Origin of the sequence: Labedaea rhizosphaerae, from assembly GCF_004362825.1 — a bacterium.
GTDB classification, from domain to species: Bacteria; Actinomycetota; Actinomycetes; order Mycobacteriales; family Pseudonocardiaceae; genus Labedaea; species Labedaea rhizosphaerae.
Window position 1 is genome coordinate 62,301 of sequence record NZ_SNXZ01000004.1, and the last position, 18,944, is coordinate 81,244.

The 18,944-nt window shown below is 70.8% G+C and carries 18 protein-coding genes; 5 read left to right on the top strand and 13 right to left on the bottom strand.

From position 1 onward, the window contains the following. Positions 1-150: 150 nt before the first annotated feature. From EV186_RS22970 to EV186_RS22985, 4 genes are all read right to left on the bottom strand, one after another. Positions 151-1,077, bottom strand: a complete 927-nt coding sequence (locus EV186_RS22970) for an NlpC/P60 family protein (protein WP_166659290.1) — start codon at positions 1,075-1,077, stop codon at positions 151-153. Positions 1,078-1,658: 581 nt separating this feature from the next. After that, on the bottom strand, positions 1,659-1,943 hold the full coding sequence (locus EV186_RS22975) for a hypothetical protein (protein ID WP_133851478.1): 285 nt from the start codon (positions 1,941-1,943) through the stop codon (positions 1,659-1,661). An 80-nt stretch (positions 1,944-2,023) separates the two neighbouring features. Next, entirely contained in the window at positions 2,024-3,745 is a 1,722-nt protein-coding gene (locus tag EV186_RS22980) for a D-alanyl-D-alanine carboxypeptidase family protein (RefSeq protein WP_133851479.1), read from the bottom strand. A 57-nt stretch (positions 3,746-3,802) separates the two neighbouring features. Then, a complete protein-coding gene (locus EV186_RS22985) occupies positions 3,803-5,191 on the bottom strand; it encodes an NYN domain-containing protein (protein ID WP_133851480.1) in 1,389 nt (462 codons plus the stop codon). Positions 5,192-5,310: 119 nt separating this feature from the next. On the opposite strand from EV186_RS22985, the gene EV186_RS22990 reads away from it, so the two are divergent. From EV186_RS22990 to EV186_RS23000, 3 genes are all read left to right on the top strand, one after another. Further along, positions 5,311-7,035 (top strand): DEDD exonuclease domain-containing protein, encoded by a 1,725-nt coding sequence (locus EV186_RS22990; protein ID WP_133851481.1) that lies wholly within the window; start codon positions 5,311-5,313, stop codon positions 7,033-7,035. After that, positions 7,032-7,667: a GyrI-like domain-containing protein gene (locus tag EV186_RS22995; RefSeq protein ID WP_424983206.1), complete on the top strand. Its 636-nt coding sequence runs from the start codon at positions 7,032-7,034 to the stop codon at positions 7,665-7,667. Before EV186_RS22990 ends, EV186_RS22995 begins: the two co-directional genes overlap by 4 nt. 91 nt (positions 7,668-7,758) lie before the next feature. Further along, complete coding sequence (locus EV186_RS23000) at positions 7,759-8,034, top strand: Lrp/AsnC family transcriptional regulator (protein ID WP_133851482.1); 276 nt, start codon at positions 7,759-7,761, stop codon at positions 8,032-8,034. Positions 8,035-8,037: 3 nt separating this feature from the next. Here the strand turns inward: EV186_RS23000 and EV186_RS23005 are convergent, their stop codons facing one another. The 6 genes from EV186_RS23005 to ctaE form a co-directional block, all read right to left on the bottom strand. Continuing rightward, entirely contained in the window at positions 8,038-8,751 is a 714-nt protein-coding gene (locus EV186_RS23005) for a class I SAM-dependent methyltransferase (protein ID WP_208115761.1), read from the bottom strand. Positions 8,752-8,837: 86 nt separating this feature from the next. Beyond that, positions 8,838-9,806, bottom strand: coding sequence for a serine hydrolase (locus tag EV186_RS23010; RefSeq protein WP_208115762.1), 969 nt, complete (start codon positions 9,804-9,806; stop codon positions 8,838-8,840). 67 nt (positions 9,807-9,873) lie between these two features. Then, complete coding sequence (qcrB, locus tag EV186_RS23015) at positions 9,874-11,523, bottom strand: cytochrome bc1 complex cytochrome b subunit (RefSeq protein WP_133851483.1); 1,650 nt, start codon at positions 11,521-11,523, stop codon at positions 9,874-9,876. Continuing rightward, on the bottom strand, positions 11,520-12,650 hold the full coding sequence (qcrA, locus tag EV186_RS23020; RefSeq protein WP_133851484.1) for a cytochrome bc1 complex Rieske iron-sulfur subunit: 1,131 nt from the start codon (positions 12,648-12,650) through the stop codon (positions 11,520-11,522). The genes qcrB and qcrA overlap by 4 nt, the downstream gene beginning before the upstream one ends. Next, positions 12,647-13,483 carry a cytochrome bc1 complex diheme cytochrome c subunit gene (qcrC, locus tag EV186_RS23025; protein ID WP_133851485.1) on the bottom strand — a complete coding sequence of 279 codons (837 nt, stop codon included), beginning with the start codon at positions 13,481-13,483 and terminating at the stop codon, positions 12,647-12,649. Before qcrC ends, qcrA begins: the two co-directional genes overlap by 4 nt. A 52-nt stretch (positions 13,484-13,535) precedes the next feature. Then, positions 13,536-14,150 carry an aa3-type cytochrome oxidase subunit III gene (ctaE, locus tag EV186_RS23030; RefSeq protein WP_208115763.1) on the bottom strand — a complete coding sequence of 205 codons (615 nt, stop codon included), beginning with the start codon at positions 14,148-14,150 and terminating at the stop codon, positions 13,536-13,538. A gap of 220 nt (positions 14,151-14,370) precedes the next feature. Here ctaE and EV186_RS23035 point away from each other — a divergent pair, with 220 nt between their 5' ends. Both EV186_RS23035 and trpD read left to right on the top strand, forming a co-directional pair. Next, on the top strand, positions 14,371-14,775 hold the full coding sequence (locus tag EV186_RS23035) for a hypothetical protein (protein WP_133851486.1): 405 nt from the start codon (positions 14,371-14,373) through the stop codon (positions 14,773-14,775). Continuing rightward, positions 14,772-15,830, top strand: a complete 1,059-nt coding sequence (trpD, locus tag EV186_RS23040) for an anthranilate phosphoribosyltransferase (protein ID WP_133851487.1) — start codon at positions 14,772-14,774, stop codon at positions 15,828-15,830. Before EV186_RS23035 ends, trpD begins: the two co-directional genes overlap by 4 nt. Before the next feature lie 6 nt (positions 15,831-15,836). Here the strand turns inward: trpD and EV186_RS23045 are convergent, their stop codons facing one another. The 3 genes from EV186_RS23045 to EV186_RS23055 all read right to left on the bottom strand — a co-directional run bounded on the left by EV186_RS23045 (position 15,837) and on the right by EV186_RS23055 (position 18,900). Beyond that, positions 15,837-16,166 carry a hypothetical protein gene (locus EV186_RS23045; protein ID WP_133851488.1) on the bottom strand — a complete coding sequence of 110 codons (330 nt, stop codon included), beginning with the start codon at positions 16,164-16,166 and terminating at the stop codon, positions 15,837-15,839. A 180-nt stretch (positions 16,167-16,346) separates the two neighbouring features. Next, the gene (locus EV186_RS23050; protein ID WP_133851489.1) at positions 16,347-17,591 is read right to left on the bottom strand and encodes a DUF1501 domain-containing protein; all 1,245 of its coding nucleotides are present in this window, start codon (positions 17,589-17,591) and stop codon (positions 16,347-16,349) included. 10 nt (positions 17,592-17,601) lie between these two features. Continuing rightward, entirely contained in the window at positions 17,602-18,900 is a 1,299-nt protein-coding gene (locus tag EV186_RS23055) for a DUF1800 domain-containing protein (protein ID WP_133851490.1), read from the bottom strand. Positions 18,901-18,944 lie beyond the last annotated feature (44 nt).

An 18,944-nucleotide genomic window follows, 5' to 3' on the forward strand; every position in this document is an offset into this window, starting at 1 on the left:
GGACTGGGGGCTCCGGAACGGCGGTTGGCGGGATCTGTGGACAACCGGGTGCCTGTGGAAAACCGCGCGAGCGGGAGGGCGGACCCGGACAAAGACGAAGCCGCCCGGAACCTGGGCGGTTCCGGGCGGCTTCGTCTGTCGTGGAGCAGGTCAGCTGGACACGATGCGCTTCGCACCGAAGTAGTCGCTGCCCGCGCCTTCCACCGGCGAGATCTTGACCGGCTGGCCGGAGGTCGCCGCGTGGACGACCTTGCCGTCACCGATGTACATCGCGACGTGGTGGATGGAGCTCGCGCTGCTGCCGAAGAACAGCAGGTCACCCGGCTGCAGCGCGTCCCGGCTCACCGGGACGCCCATCTGGTACTGGGCCCGGCTCGAGTGCGGCAGCGAGATGCCCGCGTGCCCGTACGCCCACATGGTCAACCCGGAGCAGTCGAAGCTGTTCGGGCCTGCGGCACCCCACACGTAGGGCTTGCCGACCTGCGCGAGCGCCTCCTGCATCGCCTTGCCGGCGGTGCCGGGCGGCGCGATGAACAGCGTCGGGTCGTAGTTGCCGTTGAGCGAGTCGCGGTCGGCACCGGAGAGCTTGTTGTACGCCTCGCGGACCTTGTTGGCCTGCTTCTCCAGGTCCGTCTTCTTCTGCTGGATCTGGTTGACCAGGTTCTGCGCCGTGGTCTTGGCCGTCGCGGCGCGGCGCTGGGCGTCGGCGGCGAGGGTCTGGCCCTGCTGCGCCTCGTTCACCGCGCTCTGCAGGCCTTCCAGCACCTTGGCGTTGCCGCTGGCCAGGATGTTGAGCGCGGACGCCCGGTCGAGGAAGTCCTGCGCGTTGGTCCCGGTGAACAGCGCCGAGAGCTGGTTGAACCGGGCACCTTCGAACGAGGCGCCGGCCAGCTGGTCGACCTGGTCGCGGAACTCGTTCTCACGAGTGCCCGCGTCCTTGACCATGGTCTTGGCCTTGGCGAGGTCGGAGTTCGCGCGCTGCAGGTCGGTCTGCTTGTGCTTGAGGTCGTCCTTGGCCTTGAGGAGGTCCTCGTTGACGGTCTCGGCCTGCTTCGACAGCGCCTGGTACTGCTTCATCGCCTCCGAAGCGGTCTTCGGGGCGGGCTGGGTGGTGGTGCCGGAGGCGGGAGGATCGGCAAGGGCGGGGGTAGGGGAAAGGCTGACAATCGCCATCACGGCACCAGCCGTGAGCGCCCCGCGCATCGTGCGCTTCAGTCGTTGCGACGCCACGTCGCGCGTGTCTCCTTCGTCCGTTGACCGCCGCGGGCCAAGCACACGCCCGGGAACGAAACGTCCCGGCGACGCTCAGCAGGTCACGGGCAGAAGACAGCCTGCAACCCCGCTGGCCCAACCGTTACGGAAGGTTCCGGTCCGGTCCCCCGACAAGACCGACTCGGCGGCGATCCCGCGGAGTCGCCCTCCTGTGTGGGCGGCTACCTGCCGCGAGATCTCGGACAGGTTACGAAAAGTGAGTCCAGGCGTCTACCGCCACCCCGTAAAAAGGTTGCCAACTGGCCCCGAAACACCAATGGAGCAGCACCGACCGCGCAATGTGACCGTGCCTACACCTGTCCCGCCGCTTTCCCAGTTGGCCCCCTGCACACTGGGAATGCCCACGTCAGCCGGGGCTCGTTTGCGGGGCGCGGGAAGGGGGTCGCTCAGCTCACTCGAGGCTCTCGCCGCTCACCGCAACCTGGCGACCGTTCGGCGTTTGACGTGCTGCTGCCGGGCGTTTCGGACGAAACCGCGGGCACCAGGCGCAGCCTCGGGACGAGACCGGCGTCGGCGAGCGCGTCGATGGCGCGTTGCTCCGGCGAGCCCAGTTCTACGCTCGGCGGCGCCCCGAGCAACACGGTGATCACGCAGTCCTTGCACGCGTCGCCACGCACGACGCAGGTCTCGCAGTCCACGATCATCTCGAGGTCCCCTTCCAGGCGTTTCAACCTTTCGGGACCGAGGCTAAGCAGGGGGTCTGACAATTTCGGGAGTCAAGCGAATTTCCAAGATCAGCTGAACTCCCGTCTCAGCTGAACTCCCAGTGCCAGGGCTCCTCGCGGCCGCGCCCCGGTTGCGCCCACCCGGGGTTGGTCCAGCCGAACGCGCCCGCGTTGGCCACCATCCACGCGTGCTCGGGCGTGCCCCAGTGCTCGACGCCGCCGCACATGTCCACGGCGAGGCCCCAGCCGTGGTTGCTGGTCCCGGGTACCGCGGCCAGCGCCGGCTTCTGCGCGTACAGCTTCACCTGCTGGTCGAACGTCCGGTACGAGTCCGTCACGCACAACGGCCGGCCCGACACCGCCTGGTACGCCTGGGACATCGCCTTGAACGACTCAGCGGCGTCGCAGCGCAGCACGTGCGCGCCGATGCCGATCGGGCACAGCGCGGTGGCCGGGATCAACCCGTTGGGGTAACCGCCCCACGCCCCGGAGGTCTGCCCGGACGGGGACGGCGGCAGCTGGACGCCACCGCACCGCCACGTCAGCCCGCGGTCGGTGGCGGCGGGCACGGGCTGGGCGGGCCGGTGCGCCAACGCGGGCCGGGCGAACCCGAGCACCGTGTCCGGACCGGGCAGGTCGGTCACCACGACCCCGGCCAGCCGCCCGTCCGCGGCGAGCATGGTGTGCTGGTCGAGCACGATGCCCACGCCCTGCACGCCGTACTGGCGCGGCCCGAGGAACGCGAGGTCGCCGGGCTGGACGTCGGCGGTCGCGACCGGGGCGAGCTGGGCGAACTGCTCGCCCACCGACGGCGGCAGCGACAGCCCGGCCCCGCCGTAGACGGTGTGCACGAGGCCGTCGCACGAGTAGGCGACCGGCCCGCCGCCGCTCTTGTGCGGCACGTAGGGCTTGCCCAGCGTCCCCATGGCCGCCGAGACCGCGTCGATGGTCTCCTTGGGCAGCACCAACAGGGTCTGGCCGTGTGCGGAGGTCTGAGCGACGCCAGGCGCGCCGAGGCGGGTCAGGCCACCCGGCAGGTGCGCGGGGTCGCGCAGCGCGCCCGCGGGTGGCGGGGTGATGCCCGCGGCGTGCAGGCGGTCGAGGTAGGCCTGCCAGTTCGCCTTCGTGTCGGCGTTGCGCTGGGCCTGCGCGCGTTGCATGGCGATCACCGCGTTGTCGGCCGCGGCGACCTGCCCGCGCAGCTCCGAGGAGACGGCGGCGGCCCGGTTGGTCGCGTCCGCGGTGCGCCGGTCGAGCGCGTTCTTCCGTTGCGCCGCAAGCTGTTCGGCCTGGCTCGCCTGTTGTTCGGCGGCGGTGGCGGAACGCTGTCGTTGCATCGCCGCGGTCAGCCGCTGCTCGGCCTGCCTGCGCAGTTCGCCGAGCAGGTCGGCGCCGTCGAGGAAGTCCTCGGGGCTCGCCGCGCTGAACAACGCCTGCATGCTGTTGGGCTGGCCCATGGCGCCGAACACGGCCACCGCGTAGCGGTCCATCTCGCCCTGGCGCGCGGCCACGACCGCGTCGGCCTGCTTGCGACGGTCACGCGCGGCGTTGGCGGTGGCGGTCGCCTTGCCGAGGTCGGTCTCGGCGGTGTGGATCTGGGTGGCGAGCCCGGCGAGCTCGTGCTGCACCTCGGTCGCGGTGACCTGCAGCTGCGCGACCCGAGGGTCGGCGAACGCCGTGCCCGGCCGGGTGTCGGGCACCGCTCCGGGGGCGCCTGGCTCAGGCGTCGGCGCCGCGAGGGCGACCGGCGTGGCGACCCAGCCCGCGAGCACGACCACGACCGCCGTCACCACCCGCGCGCGCCGCATCACACCTCCTCGACCCTGACACCTGTGACAACGCGGCAAGGGCCGCCGACGTGACGCTCACACCCGCCCGAGGCGGGCCAGCAGGACGGCCGAGGGCACCGAGTGGGCCCCGCGCCTGCGCACCGAGTCGGCGACGGCGCGGTCGGAGGTCACGACGATGACCGGGCGGCCTTCGGGTTCGGCGGTCACCAGGGCCCGGATGACGTCGTCGGCGAGCACGCCGGGGTCGCTGAACAGCACCCGCACGCCCCGCGGCGCGGCGATCGGCACGGCGATCACGCCCGCCCCGTCGAACACCAGCGTGACCTCGGCGCCGGTGCGCGCGGCCAGGGACGAGAGCTGGTGCACGAGGCGGTCGCGCTGGTCGGCCAGCGGCAGCTCGGGATAGCCGGTCTTGGTGACGTTGTAGCCGTCCACGACCAGGTGCACGGCGGGCAAGGCGAGCAGCCGGTCGAGCGCGGCCGGGTCGTCCACCCGGCCCGCGGTGCCCTGCCCGGCGGTCGCGCCGCGGACGAGGTCGGCCGGTCGCGGGCCCGTGCCGCCGAGGGCGAGTTCGCGGCGCAGCCCGGTCACGGCGCCGTCGAGGGTTTCCACCAGCAGCGAGAGGCGGACCTCGTCGGCCTGGCGGGCCTCGCGGGCGGACTGGCGGGCGATCTCCATGTCGGCCTTGGCGCGCTGGGCGTTGGCGCGCTCGGTCTCGGCGCGTTCGTGCTCGGTGTCGCGTTCCTCGATCAGCTTGGCGATCAGGTCCTCGTACTCGGCCCGGACCTCCGCCACCGCGGCGACGGCCCGCTCGGCTTCGTCACGGGCCGCGCGCAGCTTGACGCCCTGCTCGCGCAGGCGTTTGCGCAGTTTGTCGAGTTCGGCCTCGCGTTCGTCGAGGATCCGGTCGGACACCCCGGCCACCGCGTCGAGCTCGCTGCGCAGCCGCGCGGCCTCCTGCTCGGCCTTCTCCGCGCGGGACTTCGCCGCGTCGCGCTCGGCCCGCAGGGCGGCGTCGCCGGCCCGGCGCGCGACCAGCTCCACGTAGAAGGAGGCGTTCTCCTCGCCCAGCAGCACCGCCGCGGCGGCCGACGCGGCCGCGTCGCCGCTGGTCAGGTCCAGCGCGGAGGCGTGGTGCTCGCGTACCCACTCGACGACCGCGGTCCGGAACACCCGCGAGTCCCGCAGTGCGCCGACGATGGCCGGGCCGCCGAGCCGCGCACGCTTGGCGGGGGCGAACTTCGCGACCGGGCGCAGGTTCTGCGGCACGTCCGGGCGGGACAGCTCACCGAGCGCCTCGGCGCCGAGGTCGGCCAGCCGCGCGCGCACGGCGTCCGGCAGCCCGTTCCAGTCCACTGTGGACTCGGGGAGCAGCTCGTCGTCGGCCGCGAGACCGTCCACTTCGGACGTCTCGGGAGCCGGACCCGGCGATTCCGATCCCGGGGACTCGGACGGCGCTGCCATCCCTACAGGTTAGCGGAGCGCCCGGATTCGGCCGATCGATCGAGCCGACGCTTGTCGGTTGCCGCAGCGGAAGGCCTACGCAGCGGAACTGTCGGTGGGGTGCTCTAGCGTCCGCCGTGATGACGACCGCATCCGAAACCACGCAGGTCCAGCTCGCGTTCGACGAGCTGGGCACGCCCCTGCGCGACACCACGTTCGTGGTGGTCGACCTGGAGACGACCGGGGGCAGCGCCGAGCAGGACGCGATCACCGAGATCGGCGCGGTCAAGGTGCGCGGCGGCGAGGTGCTCGGCGAGTTCGCCACGCTCGTCGACCCGGGCCGGGGCATCCCGCCGGAGATCGTGTCGATCACGGGCATCACCGACGCCATGGTCAGCGCGGCGCCGACGTTCGAGCACGTGCTGCCCGCGTTCCTGGAGTTCGCCTCCGGCGCGGTGTTCGTCGCGCACAACTCCGGGTTCGACATGACCTTCCTGAAGGAGGCGTGCAAGCGCTACGGCTACCCGTGGCCGAAGCCCGCGGTCGTGTGCACGGTGAAGCTGGCCCGCCGCGTGCTCACCCGCGACGAGGCGCCCAGCTGCCGCCTTTCCGCGCTGGCACAGCTCTTCCACGCCAGGACCACGCCGAACCACCGGGCGCTGGCCGACGCCCGCGCGACCGTCGACGTGCTGCACGGCCTGCTGGAGCGGGTCGGCTCGATCGGCGTGCAGTCGCTGGAAGAGCTGATGGACTACCTGCCCGAGGTCACCGCGACCCAGCGGCGCAAGCGCGGCATGGCGGCGCACCTGCCGGAGGAGCCGGGCGTGTACTTGTTCATGGGGCCGCGCGAGGAGGTGTTGTACGTCGGCACGGCGACCAACCTGCGGCGGCGGGTGCGGCAGTACTTCACCGCGAGCGAGACCCGGCCGCGGCTGCGGGAGATGGTGGCGCTGGCCTCGCGGGTGGATTTCGTGACGTGCGCGCACCCGTTGGAGGCGCAGGTCCGCGAGCTGCGGTTGCTCTCGGCGCACAAGCCCAGCTACAACCGCCGGTCGCGCAACCCGAACCACTCGTGGTGGCTGACGTTGACCGACGAGCCCTTCCCGCGGCTGTCGGTCGTCCGCACCCCGCGCCCGGGCGCCCTGGGCCCCATCCGGTCGCGTCGCATGGCCGACGACGTGGTGCTGGCCCTGCAGGAGGTCACCGGGATCCGGCCGTGCACGCAACGCATCTCGGCCACCCGGCCGACCGGGAAGCCTTGCGCCCTGGCGGAACTGCACCGGTGCCAGGCGCCGTGCGCCGGGCGGCAGAGCGTCGAGGAGTACGCGCCGTTCGTGGTGACGGCGCAGGAGCTGGTGGCCGGGTTGCGCACCCGGCCGTTGGCGGAACTGGCGTCGCGGATGGAGGTGCTGGCGCAGGCGCAGCGCTACGAGCAGGCGGCCGTGGAGCGGGACCGGTTAGCGGTGCTGGTGCGTGCGCTCGACCGGGCCCAGCGCCTGGGCTCGCTGGCGGCGCTGGCCGAGGTGGTCGCCGCCCGCTCCGACGGCAAGGGCGGCTGGCTCTTCGCGGTGATCCGCTATGGCCGCCTGGCGTCGGCCGGCGTGGCCCCGCGCGGGGTGCGGCCGATGCCGGTGGTGGCCCAACTGGTGGCGGCGGCGGAGACGGTGCTGCCCAGCGACGACCCGTTGCGAGGTGCGTCGCCGGAGGAGTTAGGGGTGGTGTTGCGCTGGCTCGACCAGCCCGGCACCCGCCTCGTGCAGACGTCGGAGCCCTGGTGGCAGCCGGTCCGGTCGGCCGGCCGGTGGCGCAGCTGGCTCGCCCGCGCCGAGGCGGCGGTGCCCAGACAACGCACCACTTCCGAGTGAGCACTGGAGATCACGTGGACAAGTACGACGTCAAGAAGGCCCACAGGCAGCTCTACGCCCCGTCGGCGAAGGAGTTCGCGGTCGTCGACGTGCCCGAGTTCCGCTACCTCGCGGTCGACGGCCAGGGCGATCCGAACACCTCGGCCGCGTACGCGCAGGCGATCGAGGCGTTGTACGGGGTGGCCTACACGCTGAAGTTCGCGAGCAAGCGCACGCTCGACCGGGACTTCGTGGTGGGCCCGCTGGAAGGGTTGTGGCGGGCCGACGACCCGGCGGTGTTCCTGTCGCGGGACAAGCAGGCGTGGGAGTGGACCATGCTGATCAGCCAGCCCACGTGGATCACCGAGGAGATGGTCCGGTCGGCGATCGACGACGTCGCGAAGAAGAAGGCACCCCCGGCGATCGACGCCGTTCGCCTGCACACCATGACCGAGGGAACCAGCGTCCAGATCCTGCACGTCGGCTCCTACGACGACGAGACGCCCACCCTGGATCGCCTGCACAACCAGTACCTGCCCGAGCACGGCCTCGCCTTCAACGGCGACCACCACGAGATCTACCTCAGCGACGCACGACGCACCCCACCCGCCAAGCTCAAGACGATCCTGCGACAGCCGGTCAAACCCGCGTAGGCGCCGGTTCACGCCGTGGCCGATGGCCGGCGTGCGCCGACCAACGACGAGGCTCGTACGCTGGGGCGCACCGACAGCGAGGAGACGACCAGTGATCACGGCCTTCGTGCTGATCAAGGCGGCCGCGGAGAGCATTCCCGAGACCGCGCAAGCGATCGCGGACATCAACGGGGTGAAGGAGGTCTACTCCTGCGCGGGCGACGTCGACCTGATCGCGGTCCTCGGCTTCGAGCGGCACGAGGACCTCGCCGGCATCGTGCCCGGGGGCATCAGCAAGGTGCCCGGCGTGCTCGAGACAGCCACCCACATCGCGTTCCGGTCGTTCTCCCGGCGCGACACCGACGAGGCCTTCGCGATCGGCGACTGACCGTCAAGCACGACCATGGGCGAGCAACGCCCGGTGTGGCAACACCAGGGTGCCATCCGGTGCCGTGAATCCGCCGCACAGCCGCCGGTAGGCGGCCTCGACCCGAACGACCTCGGCGGCGGTCAGCCCCGCCAGCAGTCGCCCGACGCCGGCAAGCCCTTCGGCCGGTCCACGCCACCACCGCTCGACGGTGGTCCGGTGCGCCCATTCGACAGCCTGGCATCGCACGCCGGCAAGGCCTGCGCCACGGAGCACAGCGGCGAAACCCGCTGGTGTGCGTGGAAAGTCATCTGCCGGGTCGAGTCCCAAGACAGCGCCACCCGCGACCCCCGCCGCCGCGACCGCCCGGCCCAGCAACGCCTGTCCAGCCGCAGCGGGCGCGGCCCACACGGTCACCGCGACGCGCCCGCCCGACCGGGTCACCCGGCGCAGTTCGGCAACCGCGTGCCGCGGCCGGCCGACATGGTTGACCACGAAGTTGCCTACCACCGCGTCGAACGCCTCGTCGGCGAACGGGAGCTCCGGCAACGCCGCGCAGACCGTCGCGACCCCGGGCAGCCGGTCGGCCACGCACGCGGTCATGTCGGGTTCGGCGTCCACGGCTACCACGGAGGCGCCGCGCGCTCGGGCCGCGGCCGCCACGGCGCCGGTTCCGGCGCCGACGTCCAGCACACCGGCACCCGGCTGGACCGCGGCCACGTCCAGCAACGCCGGCACCGGGTGCGCGCACAACTCAGCGAAACTCGCGGCATAGGCGTCGGCCTTGCCCGACCACGAACGGCGTTCGGCGCGATCGAAGGCGGTCAGAAGCGGCCCTTGAAGATCAGGGCGGCCACCTGGGTGTCGGTGGCCTGGCCCTCGTCGTAGCCGCCCTCGCCTTTCAGGCTGTTCATCACGGCCAGCGTGTACCGCTCCCCCGGCCCGACGAAGCCGACCGAGTTCATCACCCAGCCGCCCTGCTCCTCGGACCAGCCGTCCTTGTTGCCCGGCTGCGCGGCCGATCCCGCGCCCCACACGCCCCACTGCTGGTTCGCGGCCACCGCGCGCATCTTCGGCACGATGTAGCCGCGCAGGTCCGACGGCAGCTTGCCCAGCACGTAGTTGATCAGCCCGTCGAGGTCTTCCGGCGTGCACTTCTGGAAGCCCCAGTACGGGTAGAACTTCGTGAATCCCCGCTGCGGCAACACCGACTTCATGCCGTACTGCGGGAAGGCGTTGTTGAACGCCATGTGGTCGCTGCCCGCGTACTTGAACCACAGGCTGTCCGCGGCCTCGTCGTCGGAGCTGTGCAGCATCCGCTCGATCAGGCCCTTGTCGCCCGCGGTGAGCGTGATGTCGCCGTCGCGATCGCGCAGCAGCAGGTTCACGGTCATCGCCAGCTTGATGGTCGACGCCGTCCACACGTGCTCGTCCGCGTGCTCGTTGCGCCACACAGCGCCCGTCTGCCGGTCCCGGACCACGATCCCCACCGTGCCGGGCCGCTTCGCCACGTACGCCTCAGCGGCCTTGAACCGGCGCTGCAGGTCGCAGTCGAACCCGGAGTCCGGGTACGGGCAGTCCTGCTTGGGCTTGGCCTTGGTCGTGGTCGGCTTGGCCGAAGCCGACGCCGACGACTTGGCCGGTGCCGACGACGTGCCCACCGGCACCGTGGCCGCGGTGGTCGGCCGGTCCGCGCCGCTGCTCACGGTCGGGTCGTCGAGCCCGCACGCCGCCGAGGACAACACAGTCAGCACGGCGGCGAGCACGGCCGCGATGCGCCTCGCTCGGATCACCGAGGCAGGCTAAACGCACCGAAGCGGCACCCCAGCCGTGGGGTGCCGCTTCGGGTGGTGGAAACGCTCAGAGCTCCTTGCTCGGATCGTCGCCGGTGTCGATCTCGGCCGGACCACCGCCGCCGTGGCCGTTCGCGCGGGCCCTGGCCAGCGCGAGCGTCTCCGACTCCGGGTCGGGCGTGAGCAGCGAACCAGGCCGCGGCGAACCCGCCGAGCCGAGCTTGTTCATCTTCTTCGGCACCGGGGCGCCCTGGTACTCCAGCGCGATCGGGTGGCCGTGGTCGTCGACCGGGCCCAGCGGCTGGTGCACCTCGATGAACTCACCGTGCGGGAGCCGCTTGATGATGCCGGTCTCGATGCCGTGCTCGAGCACCGCGCGGTCCGAACGCTGCAAGCCGATGCAGATCCGGTACGTCACGAAGTACGCGATCGGCGGCAGGATCAGCAGCCCGATCCGGCCCATCCACGTGGTCGCGTTCAACGAGATGTTGAACTTGTCGGCCATGATGTCGTTGCCCGCGGACATCAGCGAGACCATGAAGTACGTGATCGCCATCATGCCGAGGCTGGTGCGCACGGGCACGTCACGCGGGCGCTGCAACAGGTTGTGGTGCGCCCGGTCCTTGGACAGCTTGCGTTCGATCCACGGGTAGACCATGGCAACGCCGCCCAGCAGCGGCAGACCCATCATGAACGGGAAGAACGGCGCGGGAATCATGTAGTTCCCGAGGTAGACCTCCCACGACGGCCAGAGCCGCAGCAGGCCGTCCGTCCAGCCCATGTACCAGTCGGGCACGGTGCCCGCCGAGATGTGCGCCGGGTTGTAGGGCCCGAAGTTCCAGATCGGGTTGATCTGGAAGAGCCCACCCATGAGCGCGATGACGCCGATCACGACGGCGGTGAAGCCACCGGCCTTGACCGCGAACACCGGCATGATGCGCACGCCGACGACGTTGGTCTCCTTGCGCCGCACGCCCGGGAACTGGGTGTGCTTCTGGTACCACACCAAGCCGACGTGCACGGCGATCAGCGCCAGCAGGATGCCGGGGAGCAGCAGGATGTGGGCGGTGTAGAGCCGCGGGATGATGTCCACGCCCGGGAACTCGCTGCCGAACAGCAGCCAGTGGATCCACGTCCCGATGATCGGGATCGACATGATCAGACCGGACATGATCCGCAGGCCCGCACCGGAGAGCAGGTCGTCGGGCAGTGAGTAGCCCGCGAAACCCTCGGTGGCGCCGAGCAGGAACAGGTTGACGCCGATGACCCAGTTGACCTCACGCGGCTTGCGGAACGCGCCGGTGAAGAACACGCGGAACATGTGGGCCACGATCGCGGCCATGAACAGCAGCGCGGCCCAGTGGTGCACCTGGCGCACGAACAGGCCGCCACGCACGTCGAACGAGAGGTTCAGCGCGGTCTCGTAGGCCCGCGACATCTCGAGGCCGCGCAGGTTGTCGAACGACCCGTTGTAGGTGACTTCCATCATCGACGGGTCGAAGAACAGCGCCAGGTAGGTGCCCGACAGCAGCAGGACGATGAAGCTGTACAGCGCGATCTCGCCGAGCAGGAACGACCAGTGCGTCGGGAAGACCTTGTTCAGCTGCCTGCGCAGACCGCCGGCCGGGTGGTACCGGTCGTCGACCCAGTTCGCGGTGCCGGCCGCCGCCCGGGACGCAAGGGTGTTCGGCTTCGTGGGGGTCGTGATACCACTCATGACTTACGCTCCCAGAACGCCGGACCCACGGCTTCGTTGAAGTCACCTTTAGCGTAGAAAAATCCGGTCGATTCGTCGACCGCGATCGGCAACTGGGCCAGCTTGCGGGTCGCCGGGCCGAAGATCGGCTTGCCGTACTCCAGGGCGTCGAACTGCGACTGGTGGCACGGGCAGAGGATGCGGTTGGTCCGCTGCTCGTACAGCGAGGTCGGGCAGCCGAGGTGGCTGCACACCTTGGTGTAGGCGTAGTAGTCGCCGAAGTTGTAGTCCTCTTGACCTGCGTGTTTGATGACCTTCGCGGCGTCCTCGGGGCGCAGGCGGATCAACATCACCGGGTTGTCCGAGCGGGTGAGCGCCTCCGAGAGCTTCTCCGGGTCCTTGCGCTCGCTCTCCCGGAACGGGAAGACGGTCATCATCGCGCCCGCGGACATGTCGTCCGGGCTGACCAGTTTGACCTCGTGCGGGTCGCCGGTGTCAGTGCGCAAGAACACACGCTCGCCACCGGTCTCGAGCCAGCCGGTGTGCCAGAGGCCGTTCTCGTTGTCCGAGTTCGCCCACGGGTTCTTGACCAGGCCGCCGACGGCGAAGATGCCGATGCCCAGGCCCATCACGCCGGCGCCGAGGCCCGCGGTGCGCTTGATCAGCGACCGGCGGGCGATGCCGCTGCGGCTACCCGCGTCGGCGAGCTCGGCGACGATGGTCTGGCGGTCGATCTCGGGCGACCGACCGTCGTGGCGGTCCTGGACCATCACCTCGTGCGGGATGAACCGCTTGGTGTAGAGCAGGGCGCCGACGCCGACACCGACCACGGCCAGGCCGAGGGTCAGACCGAGCAGCGGCGTGTAGAGCGAGTACAGGCCGTAGTCACCGCTGCTGGGGGCCGCGTACTTCCACGGCCACGCGATGAACACGCCGATGAACGCGAGCCCGGCGATCGCCGCGATCAGGAACCAGAGCGCGACGAGGCGCTCGGCGCGCTTCTCGGCGCGGGTGCCCTTGACCGGCCACGGGTCGTCGTAGGAGATGATCTCCACGCCGTCCATCTTCATGCCGAGCTGGACCAGCTCGTCGCGGCTCATCTCGGCGAGCTCTGCCTCCGTGGGCAGCTGCCGCTCGTCGGCACTCATGCCTTGGCTCCGATCCACAGCGTCACGCCTATTACTGCGGCAATTCCCACGATCCACACGATCATGCCCTCGGGCACCGGGCCGAGCCCGCCGATCGGGTTGCCACCGGGGTTGTTGTTGCCGTCGGTCACCGACTTGACGTAGGCGATGATGTTCTTCTTCTCGTCCGGGGTGAGCTGGCGGTCGGAGAACTTCGGCATGTTCTGCGGGCCGGTCAGCATCGCGGCGTAGATCTCTTCCTCGGTGACGCCGTCGAGCGTCGGGGCGTACTTGCCCGAGGAGAGCGCGCCGCCGCGCCCGGTGAAGTTGTGGCAGGACGCGCAGTTGAGGCGGAACAGGTCGCCACCGGCGGCCGGGTTGTCGCCCACCAGCGCCTCGCCGTGCTCGGCGGGCAGCTGCGGGCCGCCGCCGTGCGCCTGCACGTAGGCGCTCACCGCGGCGATCTCGTCCGGCTTGAGGAACGCGGGCTTGCGCTCGTTCTGCGCCTGCTGCATCTGGGCGGGCATCCGGCCGGTCGAGGTCTGGAAGTAGACCGCCGCGCTGCCGATGCCGATCAGGCTGGGACCGCGGTCCTTGACGCCCTCGAGGTTCGCGCCGTGGCAGGAGATGCAGGAGTCCTCGTAGAGCTTCTGGCCCTGCCGGACCAGTGCCGGGTCGCCCTGCGCCTGCGCGGTCTGCGGGGTCGGCGCGAACGCGCTGTAGAGCATCCCGACGACGACGAGCGCGAAACCGAGCGCGACGAACCGGGTCAGCTTGCGGCGCAGCTTCGTGGAGCGCGCACGCTTCGAGACCGGCTTTTCCTCACCCGGTTCGAGGATCTTCTTGGTGGTCATTCTCGCGGCAACCCTTGCTGTCAGTTCGTGCGCTCTGTCGGTGCCGTGGTGCTCACTTGAGCAGCTCGACGCAGATGAAGAGGCCAATCCAGACGACGTCGACGAAGTGCCAGTAGTACGACACGACGATCGCGGCGGTGGCCTGTGCCGGCGTGAACTTGCTCATCTTCGTGCGCATCATCAGGTAGACGAAGGCGATGAGCCCGCCGGTCACGTGCAAGCCGTGGAACCCGGTCGTCAGGTAGAACACGGTGCCCCACGCCGACGACGACAGCGTGGTGTGGTGGTCGACGACGAGCTTGTAGTACTCGACGGCCTGGCCGAAGATGAAGATCGCGCCCATCAGCAGGGTCAGCGCGTACCAGCGCCGCAGCCCGTAGACGTCGCCCTTCTCCGCCGCGAACACGCCGAGCTGGCAGGTCACGGACGACGCGATGAGGATGATCGTGAACCAGACCGACCAGCCCCAGACGTCCAGTTCGGCGGGCGGCGGCGGCCACTCGCCGGGCGTCTGCGCCTTCACCGTGAAGAACATGGCGAAGAGGCCGGCGAAGAACATCAGCTCACTGGACAGCCAGACGATGGTGCCGACGCTGACCATGTTCGGCCGGTTCAGCGAGTGCACGCGCTGGCTGATGTTGGGGGCTGCCGTTGTCACGCGTCGCATTATGTCTTGCTAACCGCACCCCGGCTTGGTCGGGTCGAGCATCGTGTGGGTCACACCGCCGACTGGGCCGTCCGGGTGGTGCGCGCACCCTGGTCATGATCGCTTCTTCGCAGGTCACGACGCGCTTGACCAGCCCGGTAACCCGCGCCGGGGCGCCGCTGTGGCGGTCGATACGATGGCCCGCGTACGTCCCCGGTCGAGTTGTCGAAGGGCTGTCCCGATGAGCGAGCCGCGCAAGATCCTCGTGTTCAGCCACCGGCCGGAGGTGCGCGAGACGATCATCACAGCGGTCGGCCGTCGCCCCGCCGCGGACGTGGGCCGCGTGGTCTACCAGGAGGTCGGCAACATCTCCGAGGTGCTGATGGCCATGGACGCGGGCAGTGTCGACCTGGCCATCCTCGACGGTGAGGCCCAGCCCACCGGTGGCCTCGGCCTCTGCCGCCAGCTCAAGAACGAGATCGACGACTGCCCGCCGATCGTCGTGGCCGTGCGCCGCAAGGACGACCGCTGGCTGGCCACGTGGTCGCAGGCCGACGCGGTGCTCGTGCACCCGCTCGACCCCCTCACCGCCGCCGAGACGATCGCCGACGTGCTGCGGTCGGACCGTCTCGCCGTCCGGGGATGAGCGCAACCGGGCCGCGGAGCTGGTCCGGGCTGCTCAACAGCCTGATCGCCGGCGCCGACCTGGCCGCCGACGACACCCGCTGGGCCATGGACAAGATCATGTCCGGCGACGCCACCTCCGCGCAGATCGCGGGCTTCGTGGTTGCCTTGCGCGCCAAGGGTGAGACGCCCGCCGAGGTCGCGGGCCTGGCCGAGGGCATGCTCACCCACGCGACCCGCGTCGACATCAGCGGCGACGCGGTCGACGTCGTCGGCACCGGCGGTGACCAGTCCGGCAGTGTGAACATCTCCACGATGGCGGCCCTCGTCACCGCGGCCGCCGGCGTGCCCGTGGTGAAGCACGGCAACCGCTCGGCTTCGTCCAACTGCGGTTCCGCGGACGTGCTGGAGGCACTCGGCATCGCGCTCGAGCTGGCTCCGGCGGCGGTGCGAACCTGCGTGGCCGAGCTCGGCATCGGCTTCTGCTTCGCGCCCCGCTTCCACCCGGCCTTCCGCCACGCCGGCCCGACCCGCCGCGAGCTGGGCATCCCCACCGCGTTCAACGTGCTGGGGCCGCTGACGAACCCGGCCCAGCCGGGCTCGGGCCTGGTCGGCTGCGCCCACGAGCGCCTGGCCCCCGTCCTGGCGGAGGTCTTCGCGAGCCGGGGCAGCAGTGCCCTGGTGGTCCGCGGCGACGACGGCCTCGACGAGATCACCACCACGACCACGACGACGGCGTGGGTGGTGGCGGGTGGCCAGGTTCACAAGACCACCATCGACCCGAGGGCGTTGAACGTCGAACCAGCCCAGGCCGCCGACCTGGTCGGCGGCGACGCGGCGGTGAACGCCGAGGTCGTCCGCGCCCTGGTGGCCGGCCGCCCGGGCCCGGTCCGCGACGCGGTCCTGATCAACGCCGCGGGCGCCATCGCTGCCTACCGCGGCATGCACGGCTCCCTCGGCGTCGACCTGACCAAGGAGCTGGCCGCAGGCCTGGACCAGGCGGCCGCCGCCATCGACACGGGTGCGGCCGCGGATCTGCTGGGCCGCTGGGCCGCCCGGTCGACGGAACTCGCCTGAACCTGCTCAGCGTTGCGTCTTGAGGAACACGAACAAGGCGCCGTAGTCGACAACCAGGCCGGCCACCGCGAGCAGGATCCACTTGAGCTCCTGGGTCACCGTGACGACGTTGCGCAGGTTCACGTTGGCCCAAGCCGCGAAAGCCGCGGGCAGGAGACCGGCGAACCACACCGGCGACACCTTGATGCCGGCGGCGATCCAGCACAACGCCCCGAACGCGACGAAGAACCAGATCCCCCACCACGCCTGGCGCACCGAGAGTTCCGTCTCGAAGAGAAGCAGTGGTTCCTCTACGTCCTGGTCCGGCGTCACCCCGCGCTCCTGCCCACCCGACACTTCGACTCCCCAACAGCTCAAATGTCCGCCTCGCCCATCCTCCCGAAGGCCGACCGCCCCCGCCCGCCACCCCCACCGCGGAAGCGCAACAGGACCGACAACGCAACCGCTACCCGGCAACGCAGGGACCAAGCGACCGAGCAGACCGCCCCCTCAACCTCGTCCGGGCGCGCGCCAGCACTACACCAGCACCGAGTCCAACCGGTCCCGGTACCCGGGCAACACAGGCCCGGCATCAGATCCCAGCACCTTCTCGATCAGCGTGCCGTAGACCGAGCGGAAGTCCGTGGTCTCCTTCAGGTCCCCGTTGTCCAAATCGGTGAGACTGGGCTCCTCGCCGTGGAAGCCGCCGCGGACCCGTTCTCCCGCAAGGAACATCGTCCCCGCGGTGCCGTGGTCGGTGCCCTCGGAGGCGTTGGCCGCCACCCGTCGCCCGAACTCCGAGTAGACGAGCACGACCACGTTCTTGCCGCGATCGGTCCTGCGCATCCGCTGGACGAACGGCGTCACAGCGGCGTCCAGTTCGGTCAGCAACCGCTGCTGGGTCCCCCGCTCATCGGCGTGCGTGTCGAAACCGCCCAGTGACACCGAATACGCCCGCGTCGGCACCCCCGCCTCCACCAACCCGGCGACCAGGTCCAGTTGTGCGCCAAGGGCACCGCGCCCACCCGCGGACGCGCCGTTCTGCCGTTCCTGGTCGTCTTCCGAGTCCGGGTCGTCGGGGGACGACGCGCCGTTCAGCACCTTCGCCGCCTCGTACAGGTCGGCGATCGACTTCGCGGCGCGGGCCTGATCGGGGAGCTCGTCCGGTGACGCGGCCCCGAGCGCCCGCACCGCCTCACCGAACTTCCCGGTCGGCAGGTGCAGACCACCGTTGGGCAGCGAAGCCCCAGCCGTCTTCTCCCCGGCCAGCAACGGCGGCAGCACCGGCTCCACGGACAACGCGCGCAACGGGTCGTCACCGGTCTCGTCGAGCCACCGCCCGAGCCAGCCGGTCTTGGCCTGCGTGTCCGGCGACCCCGTCTGCCAGATGGCCATCGACCGGAAGTGGCTGTGATCGGGCTTGGGGTACCCGACCCCGCGCACGACCGCGAGCTTCTGGTCGTGCCACAACCCGGCCATCCCCTTCATCCCGGGGTTCAGGCCGAGCCCCTCACCCAGGTCGAGGACCTCGTTCGGTTGGTAGGCGAGGTCGTGCCGGGCGTTCTGGTAGGCCGGGTTGGACGCCGGGATCAGCGTGTTCAACCCGTCGTTGCCGCCGTAGAGCGTGACGACGACGAGCACCCCGGCCGACGGGTCGAGCGGGTCGGTCTGCGCCGCGGTCAGCAGGTCGTCCCAGTTCACCTGGGTCGCCCCGACGGCGAGCGCGCCGGCGGCCGTCACGCCGGTCAGCGTCAGGAAACGGCGGCGGGTCAAGCGGTCCATTCCGGCTCTCCTATCCGCTCACGACGTATTCGGGCGAAGCCGCGGCCACCGCGACGAGGTCCTTCCCGGACACCTTCGCCAACGCGGCGCGCGTGCGGTCGCTCCACTTGTCGACGCCGAGCAACCGCGCGGCGGCATCGGCGTCCGTGCCGTCCGGCACCTTCGACGCCTCGGTCAGCAGCCGGGCGGTCTGCACGCGGGCGAGGCCGGCGGCCGTGGTCAGCCACGACGCCGCCGACGGCCAGCCACCCACACTCGGTGGCAGGAAGGGGATCTGGCCCATCCCGCGCAACCCGGCGAGCACCCGGAGCTTCGTCTTCTCGGGCAGTTGGGACGGCCGCAGCCCAAGCCCACGCAACAGTCCGACGAGCCACTCCACCGGCTGCTTCACCAGCGTGGTCGCGCTGTCCTTGAAGGCCGGTTCGGACGCGATCGCCCGCAGCAGAGCGGTGATGTCGTGCCCCGGCCCGTACGCGGCGACCAGCCGGTTCAGCACGTCCGGGGGCGGCGGAGTCGCCGACACGAGCCGCGCCCACAGGCGCCCGGCGATGAACCGCGGCGACGCCGGGTGCGCGACCAGGATGTCCACAAAGGACGACGCGTCGAGGTTGCCGGTGTGGCCCAGCACCGTTTTGTCCTTCGTGTCGTGCCTGCGGGGCACCAACCGCGCCTTGCCCGCGTCCCGGTCGACCAGCCACCCGGTCAGCGCGCGCGACGCCTCGCGCACGTCGGTCTCGGAGTAGTTGCCGATACCGAGGCTGAAGAGCTCCATGAACTCGCGGCCGAGGTTCTCGTTGGCCGCGCCGACCTTGTTCTTCTGGCCGTCGAGCCACACCAGCAGGGCCGGGTCGACGATCATGGCGTGGGCCAGGGCACCGAAATCGCCGCGGCCCAGGCGCCGGAACGTCTCGTTCTGCGCGAGCATGAGCCGCGCGCTGCGCACCTTCTGGTTGCTGGTGGCGAAGTGGCCGTGCCAGAACCACGTCATCCGCTCGACCAGCGGCGCGTCGGTCGCGGCCATGCGGTCGAGCCACCACTCGGTGATCGCCGCCGACTGCTTCTTGAGCTCCTGCTTGGCCCGCTTCTTGGCCTGCGGGTCCGGCTGCTTCTTGCTCGGCTTCTCGGGCTCGGGCCCCAGCTCGGGCACGGGCGTCGCCTGGGCGCCCGGGTCCGTGCCGGGGGCCAGGACCGCGTCGAGGGTCGTCGCGAACCCGGCGTCCTGCGCCTTGGCGAGCGCGCCGGGCTTGGCCCCGAAGCCGAACCGGTCGATCAGGCGCCGCACCGCGGCGTGCTCGTCGAGTTCGGTCATGCCCCGAGTCTGGTCAGGCCGACCCAGGGGCTACCAGCTCAACG